The organism is Brochothrix campestris FSL F6-1037 (assembly GCF_000525915.1).
Lineage (GTDB): Bacteria > Bacillota > Bacilli > Lactobacillales > Listeriaceae > Brochothrix > Brochothrix campestris.
The window spans coordinates 94886-102121 of record NZ_AODH01000001.1 but is presented as its reverse complement, the minus strand read 5'-3'; the positions used below and the strand labels follow the sequence as shown (position 1 = coordinate 102121).

12 protein-coding genes are annotated in these 7236 nt (G+C 39.9%); 9 read left to right on the top strand and 3 right to left on the bottom strand.

Translation table 11 applies throughout. From position 1 onward, the window contains the following. Positions 1 to 557: IS30 family transposase (locus BCAMP_RS00515; RefSeq protein WP_035312806.1), on the top strand; the 557-nt coding region annotated here is incomplete at its 5' end. 809 nt (positions 558 to 1366) lie between these two features. Here BCAMP_RS00515 and BCAMP_RS00510 read toward each other — a convergent pair. The 3 genes from BCAMP_RS00510 to BCAMP_RS00500 are packed head-to-tail and all read right to left on the bottom strand — an operon-like array spanning position 1367 to position 2130. Continuing rightward, complete coding sequence (locus BCAMP_RS00510) at positions 1367 to 1552, bottom strand: hypothetical protein (protein WP_035312804.1); 186 nt, start codon at positions 1550 to 1552, stop codon at positions 1367 to 1369. A gap of 23 nt (positions 1553 to 1575) precedes the next feature. Further along, entirely contained in the window at positions 1576 to 1758 is a 183-nt protein-coding gene (locus BCAMP_RS00505) for a hypothetical protein (RefSeq protein ID WP_035312803.1), read from the bottom strand. Between the two features lie 27 nt (positions 1759 to 1785). After that, a complete protein-coding gene (locus BCAMP_RS00500) occupies positions 1786 to 2130 on the bottom strand; it encodes a winged helix-turn-helix transcriptional regulator (RefSeq protein ID WP_035312801.1) in 345 nt (114 codons plus the stop codon). A 173-nt stretch (positions 2131 to 2303) separates the two neighbouring features. On the opposite strand from BCAMP_RS00500, the gene BCAMP_RS00495 reads away from it, so the two are divergent. The 8 genes from BCAMP_RS00495 to trmD all read left to right on the top strand — a co-directional run bounded on the left by BCAMP_RS00495 (position 2304) and on the right by trmD (position 7162). Then, entirely contained in the window at positions 2304 to 2939 is a 636-nt protein-coding gene (locus BCAMP_RS00495; RefSeq protein WP_156921071.1) for a nitroreductase family protein, read from the top strand. Positions 2940 to 3292: 353 nt separating this feature from the next. Next, positions 3293 to 3631, top strand: a complete 339-nt coding sequence (locus tag BCAMP_RS00490; RefSeq protein WP_035312798.1) for a putative DNA-binding protein — start codon at positions 3293 to 3295, stop codon at positions 3629 to 3631. A gap of 11 nt (positions 3632 to 3642) precedes the next feature. Next, on the top strand, positions 3643 to 5028 hold the full coding sequence (ffh, locus tag BCAMP_RS00485; protein ID WP_035312796.1) for a signal recognition particle protein: 1386 nt from the start codon (positions 3643 to 3645) through the stop codon (positions 5026 to 5028). A gap of 98 nt (positions 5029 to 5126) precedes the next feature. Then, entirely contained in the window at positions 5127 to 5399 is a 273-nt protein-coding gene (rpsP, locus tag BCAMP_RS00480) for a 30S ribosomal protein S16 (RefSeq protein WP_035312794.1), read from the top strand. Positions 5400 to 5494: 95 nt separating this feature from the next. Continuing rightward, positions 5495 to 5662, top strand: coding sequence for a YlqD family protein (locus BCAMP_RS14860; protein ID WP_156921070.1), 168 nt, complete (start codon positions 5495 to 5497; stop codon positions 5660 to 5662). Position 5663: 1 nt separating this feature from the next. Continuing rightward, positions 5664 to 5888, top strand: a complete 225-nt coding sequence (locus tag BCAMP_RS14855) for a YlqD family protein (protein ID WP_084038378.1) — start codon at positions 5664 to 5666, stop codon at positions 5886 to 5888. Between the two features lie 6 nt (positions 5889 to 5894). Beyond that, on the top strand, positions 5895 to 6413 hold the full coding sequence (rimM, locus tag BCAMP_RS00470) for a ribosome maturation factor RimM (RefSeq protein WP_035312792.1): 519 nt from the start codon (positions 5895 to 5897) through the stop codon (positions 6411 to 6413). Beyond that, positions 6413 to 7162, top strand: a complete 750-nt coding sequence (gene trmD / locus BCAMP_RS00465; protein ID WP_035312790.1) for a tRNA (guanosine(37)-N1)-methyltransferase TrmD — start codon at positions 6413 to 6415, stop codon at positions 7160 to 7162. The genes rimM and trmD overlap by 1 nt, the downstream gene beginning before the upstream one ends. Positions 7163 to 7236: the final 74 nt, after the last annotated feature.

The following is a 7236-nucleotide window of genomic DNA, read 5'->3' as shown; positions in this document are numbered from 1 at the left end:
GTAAGAACAAGCGTATATTAGGACAATCAATTGAAAAACGTCCAGACATCGTTGATGTCCGAGAAGAATTAGGGCATTGGGAAATTGATACTGTTGTTGGTCTGAAAAATAAAGCAGACGCTGTTTTATTAACATTGACTGAGCGTAAAACACGATTTGAATTCATACTCAAAGTCGAAGGAAAACAAGCATCTTTTGTGAATAAAGCCCTCTTACAACTAAGGAAACAGTGTGGATCATATTTTGGAGCCCTCTTTAAAACCATTACTGCGGATAATGGCAAAGAATTTTCAGGCATCAATGAGTTGCTCAAAGATACACTGGCTATTTATTTCACACATCCTTATTCCTCTTGGGAAGGTGGCACCAATGAAAATCATAATGGAATCATTCGAAGATTCATTCCAAAAGGACGTTCTGTCAGTGATGTAAGTGATCAACTTGTCCAACGGATTCAAATAGGGATGAATAATTTGCCACGTCGGATTTTAGGATTTCAAACACCAAAAGAGCTATTTTTAGAAGAAATTACAAAACTTCAGCTGTTCACAAATTAAAAAGTAAACTTACTATCATGATTCGGCACGTGGTGGCTAACTTATGCCTGCAATTCATGAAACTTTTATTTTTACCTGTTTATTGGCAACAAGCTATTCCTAAAATTGGTGTCAATATGGTGTATGCCAGAGAACTGCTATTGCTTTATAGCGTTTCTTGGTTATTATTACAACGGCGAGATGTATTGGTGGTGAGGCGAAAAAAATGACACGATCGTCTTGTATGGTTTGTTATTTGCGATTAGTTTAACCGAACAACAACTGCCCGGCCAAGGAATTATTACAACAGGTGCGATTTTTTTCAGGACAGATTTTTACTAATAGATAACATCCTCTGGCTAGGTTATCTGCTAACTAGTGGAATCGTTATTTTTAAAACATCGATAAATAGTGAAAAACCTGTGTGTTTAATACGCTTTCGACATCGAACCGCGTTATTTTGGTACGTGACAACCCACAGATTGATGGATGTGTTCATCTGCTTAATCCCTAATGGAATCGTACGCGTGATCACAAGTGATATAACGTTAACAACGGTTAAAGGAAGTTTACAATTTGGATTAGTATTATGCGCACTTATGTTGCTGATTTCATTGGTTAATGGCCTTGAAAAATGGTGTTTTCGAGGTGTTCTTTTGGTGAGCGTGATGATAAGTTGGGTGCATCAATCGGCGGATATTACGTCACAGCCCTCGGTTGCGTTAATTTTGAGCGTGGGCGTGTTATTAGAATTATCTTGGGTTGTTTTTTTTAACCAAAGATATCTAAAAACAACAAAAAAAGGAACTTCTAGCAATAGAAGCTCCTTTTTAACTGTGCTCTTTTCGTTCACGTCGTTGTTCAATGTAGCGTAATAAACTGATGATAAAACCCATCTTAGCAACAAATAGAACTGAGCGGCCCCACCAACCTTGAATATAGTTAGCCATATCAAAGCAAAGATGAAAGACGATAACAGCTCCGGTTAAACTGAGCCATAGCAATGTTTTATTCAAGTTAAAAGTGCTCCTTTCGTTAGTTAGTATGGTTCATCGTTAGCGAGGCTTAAATAAACGACCAAAGCTATCACAAAGATGAGCTGTGCACTATAAATAACGATCGTGCCTACTCCCCCTGGTATGAGCTGATGAAGGTTGAACAAAAGATGGTAGCTGAGTACGGCTGTACTAATAATGAGTAATCCTACGACTGTTTTTTTCATTAAGACACTCCTTCTTGCTATGACCAACTAGTACTGTTCATTTGCATCATTTTTGGCACAGGTAGCAGTTCCCCAGCAATCGAGCTGTTCAATTAAGGGAAATAAGCTTAAGCCATCAACGCTCAAACGATATTCAACTCGGGGTGGACTTTCATGGTAATCAATTCGTTCAATTAATTGATGAGAGGCAAGATCTTCTAACGAGCGGGTGAGGACGGTATTGCTAATACCAGTCACCTGACGTTTTAATTCGTTATAACGGATTGAACCTTTTCGACCGATACACCAAATGATGTTTATCCGCCATTTCCCACCAATTACAGCAAGGACTTTAGTAATCCCATCAGCTGTTGCTATAGAAGTTGGATGCATGAGTAGCTCCTTTGGGCTAGTTTAATGTAACGCTTAAACCTATTACTTAAATATAATATTAATAGTGCTAAAATGCAAATTTATTCCGCGTGTTACAGGCACAAATAAGTGCGTACTTGTGAGATTGTACACGTGAGAGTATACTTTATTCGTAGTCTTGTCGGACTAACTTTTTGAAAGAAGTCGGTGTTGTTATGGAGTTAAAGGCGAGTATTAAAGGGAGGTCTGCTGTTCGTCATTACGATGAACAATTTGCCATCCCGCAGATTGAAATTGAACGGTTGTTGCAATTGAGTTCACAATCACCATCGGGACATAATTTACAAAGTTGGCGCGTAGCGGTCGTTACCAATCAAGAAGTGCGTGAAAAAATCAAGCCGTTTGCCCATAATCAAGCACAGATTGTAACCGCTTCAGCCTTACTTGTTTTTTATGCAGATACACATTCGGCTGAGCGAACAACTGAGATTTACACCCAAGATATGGTCGAAGGCTTTATACCTGAAGCTCTACTCCAAGGAAAGATTGAGGCAGCTGACGCGTATCACGCGACATTGTCGGCTGCGCACCTCGCTGAAAATGCCGTCATTGATACCAGTTTGTTCGCGATGAATTTTATGCTCCTCGCTCACGAGCAAGGCTATGATACAGTCCCGATGCGTGGTTTTTCACAGGCAGCGATTACTGAGCTTATTGCTGTGCCAACGCATTACAAACCAACTTTATTGATGGCGCTAGGAAAAGGGATAAAAGAAGCGCATCAAACGTCACGACTCAGTGTCAATCGCTTTACCCGTTATATTGAATAATAGTAATCAAGCAAGTCCTCGCAAAAATGCCTCGCAAAGCCCCGTGTAAGCTGAAAGTGAAATCAGCTCGTTCAACTTTTCCATGAAATATCATAGAAGTTAGCTGATTAAACGAGAGGATATAACAACGTTTCTTTTCAGTCAAGTCATCTTGCAGCCAAAGTCACTTGAACTAACTTTCAAAGTAAAATCAGTTTAATTAGACTTTGTCTACAATCCGGGACCGGTAACGGTCCTTTTTTTATTGTTTAGGGTGAAAAAGTCGAATTATCATGAACATTTAGACAAGGTAATTGTCTTTACAGTTAAATACATGTAAAATAAGGGTATGCGTTAAGATTGAGGTGAAAGTGATGCTTGAAAAAACAACCCGAATTAACATGCTCTTTGCATTTTATCAACGACTTTTGACAGAAAAGCAGAGCATTTATATGACCTTATACTACGAAGATGATTTCTCACTTGGTGAAATCGCCGAGGAATATGAGGTGTCACGTCAGGCGGTCTATGATAATATTAAGCGAACCGTCAAAATTCTAGAAACGTACGAAGAAAAACTTGGCCTCGTTGGTATTTTCAAACAACAAAATGAACTTGTGGCCACGCTGCGGGCTCGACTGGTCGAAAAAGACGTCGCAGACACCGAAATTACAACCTTATTAAATCAATTAGATGAAATCAATTTATATTAGGAGGTCCGACAATGGCTTTTGAAGGATTATCAGAACGATTACAAAATACAATTGCAAAAATGCGCGGCAAAGGAAAAATTACTGAAGCCGATGTGAAAGAAATGATGCGTGAAGTACGTCTGGCGTTACTTGAAGCCGATGTTAACTTTAAGGTCGTAAAAAGCTTTGTTAAAACAGTGGGCGAACGTGCCATCGGACAAGACATTATGTCGAGCTTAACACCAGGGCAACAAGTTGTTAAAATTGTTAACGAAGAATTAACAGCGTTAATGGGTGGGGCCGAAAGCAAATTAACGATGAACAATCAGCCGCCAACCGTTTTAATGATGGTCGGCTTACAAGGTGCGGGTAAAACAACTACTACTGGTAAGCTGGCATCACTCTTACGAAAAAAATACAATAAAAAACCGTTGCTTGTGGCAGCCGATGTGTACCGTCCAGCGGCAATTCAACAATTGCAAACCTTAGGAAAACAACTTGATATGCCAGTTTTTACATTAGGTGATCAAGTTAGCCCAGTTGAGATTGCCAAACAGGCGATTGCCCATGCCAAGGCAGAACATTTAGATTATGTATTAATCGATACAGCGGGTCGTCTGCATGTGGATGAAACGTTAATGAATGAATTAATCGACGTTAAAACAGTCGCTCAGCCCGATGACATTTTACTCGTTGTCGATTCGATGACAGGACAAGATGCAGTTAACGTAGCGAAAAACTTTGATGAAACACTCGACTTAACCGGTGTTATTTTAACTAAATTAGATGGCGACACCCGTGGTGGAGCAGCACTCTCAATTCGTTCAGTTACTGGGAAACCAATTAAATTTGTCGGTATGGGTGAGAAATTGGATGCGCTTGAACCGTTCCATCCTGATCGCATGGCTTCGCGTATATTAGGAATGGGTGACGTCATGAGTCTCATTGAGAAGGCGCAAGCGAACGTTGACGAAGAAAAGGCAATGGCACTTGCGAATAAGATGAAAGACAACTCCATGACGTTTGATGACTTCCTCGAGCAATTGCAACAGGTAAAACAAATGGGACCATTAGATGATCTCTTGAAAATGATTCCCGGCATGAATAAAATGAAGGGCGTCGAAAACATGTCAATCGATGATAAACAAATGGCCCACATTGAAGCGATTATTAAATCGATGACGACAAAAGAACGAGCAGAGCCAGCGATTTTAAATGCGAGTCGCCGTCGCCGTATTGCGACTGGTAGTGGACGACCAGTGCAAGAAGTGAACAAACTCGTGAAACAATTTGAAGAGATGAAAAAAATGATGAAACAGATGAGTGGTATGGGCGGAAAAGGCGGTAAAAAAGGGATGAAGGGACTTATGAGTGGTCTCGGAAACAATTTCAAAATGCCTTTTTTAAAACTTTTTTAACTTTTTTTTTAAGATGTAAAGAAAAAATACTTTACAAGCAGAAGAATTGGTGGTAATATTAATTCTTGTGAGATACAAATTATGGAGGTGTTATTCAAATGGCAGTTAAAATTCGTTTAAAACGTATGGGTTCGCGTAAGTCACCTTTCTACCGTGTCGTAGTTGCAGATTCACGTTCACCACGTGATGGTCGCTTCATCGAAACAGTAGGAACTTTCAATCCTTTAACTCAACCAGAAACAGTTGTAATCAATGAAGAAGCTGTTTTATCATGGTTAAGCAAAGGTGCGCAACCTTCTGATACAGTACGTACTTTATTATCTTCAAAAGGAATTTTAGAAAAATTCCACAACGCTAAATACTCTAAATAAGATATTAAGCAATCATATTTAATGAAATCGTCCACATCATTTATATTAATTTATGATGTGGGCGATTTTTTTAATTTAACCAAAGAGGTGATCGGATGGATATTTTACAACGGATTCAAGTTAAACGGGTTTTGACGACAGAATCACTCGAACGTATTCAACTATCTTTTGAGCTAAAACGAAAGCAACTGCAGATGGAAATCGAGCAATTACGGTTTCAACAAAAAAAAGCAACTACATCTTTCGAAGCATCCGCAAGATAAAATCACGGCCTACTTTGCTAATGAAATTACTAAACGTGAAGAACAGGCAGCAATTGTGTCTTATGAGACAGAACAACTCGCCGTACTGCCGCTCGGTACAGAAATTATCGAACGCGAAGTTGAGGCGCTTGTGCCGATTGCTGTCGGTGACACATGGTCCCAAGTGCTACAAGAGCAAGAAATCATCATTAAGGATGATATTATAATTGAAATTAGAACGAGGTGAGACACGATGACAGAATATTTAAATGTAGGTAAAATTGTAAATACACATGGTGTTCAAGGAGAATTACGTGTGCTTAGTGTGACCGATTTTGCGATGGAACGTTTTGCACCAGGCAACGAATTGGCCTTATTTAAACCAGGCGAACAAAAACCAACGAGGGTCAAGATTTTGACACACCGTCAACATAAAAACTTCGACCTCATTACGCTTGAAAATGTGTACAACATTAAGTTAGCGGAAGAATTGAAAAACAGCGAGCTTAAAATCGAACGTGATCGCGTACAGGCTTTGCCTAAAGGTGAATACTACCATCATGAAATTTTAGGTTGTCAGATTGTTGGCGAAGATGGGACGGTTGTTGGTGTCATTAAAGAAGTGTTGTCAACAGGGGCGAACGATGTGTGGATTGCTAAAGGTGCTAATGGAAAAGAACAGTTAATTCCGTTTATTCCATCGGTTGTGTTAGATGTCAATGTCGCAGACAAAATCGTCACGATTGAAATCATCGAAGGACTGTTGAACTGATGAAAATTGATATTTTAACGCTTTTCCCCGAAATGTTTAGCGGCGTTACTGGCTCTTCAATCATTAAAAACGCGATTGAAAAAGGGTTGGTTAATGTCGATGCAACGGATTTTCGTCCGTTTTCAACCCATCGTCAAGGTCATGTTGATGATTATCCTTATGGTGGTGGGGCCGGAATGCTCCTAATGGCACAGCCTTTATTTGACGCTGTTGCGCATTTGAAAGCAGAAGGTGTCAAACCACGTGTTATTCTGTTGGATCCCGCTGGCGTGCCTTATACGCAGAAATTAGCAGAAGAACTCGCGCAAGAGGAACAACTGATTATGATTTGTGGGCATTACGAAGGGTATGATGAACGCATTCGCGAACATTTGGTGACCGATGAAATTTCGATTGGTGATTATATCTTAACAGGTGGTGAAGTTGGGGCAATGGCGATTATGGACAGTGTTGTCCGCCTTCTTCCAGGTGCTTTAGGCAATGATCAGTCAGCGGTTACCGATTCGTTCTCAACTGGCTTGCTTGAACACCCTCATTACACACGTCCAGCCGATTTCCGCGGTTTAACAGTGCCTGATGTCTTAATGAGTGGTCATCATGCCAACATTGAACGTTGGCGTCATGAGGAGTCGCTTCGCCGGACAGCATCGCGTCGTCCGGATATGTTGGATGTGTATCCTTTAAGTGACGCTGATTTAACCTTTTTAAAGGCTGAAGTACTATATGATCCGAACAAAAAAGAGCAATAAAACTGAATTTTTTTTTACTTTGAAAGAAGATATACTTGTCAGCTGTTAAAAACTGTGATAATATAATATGGTGA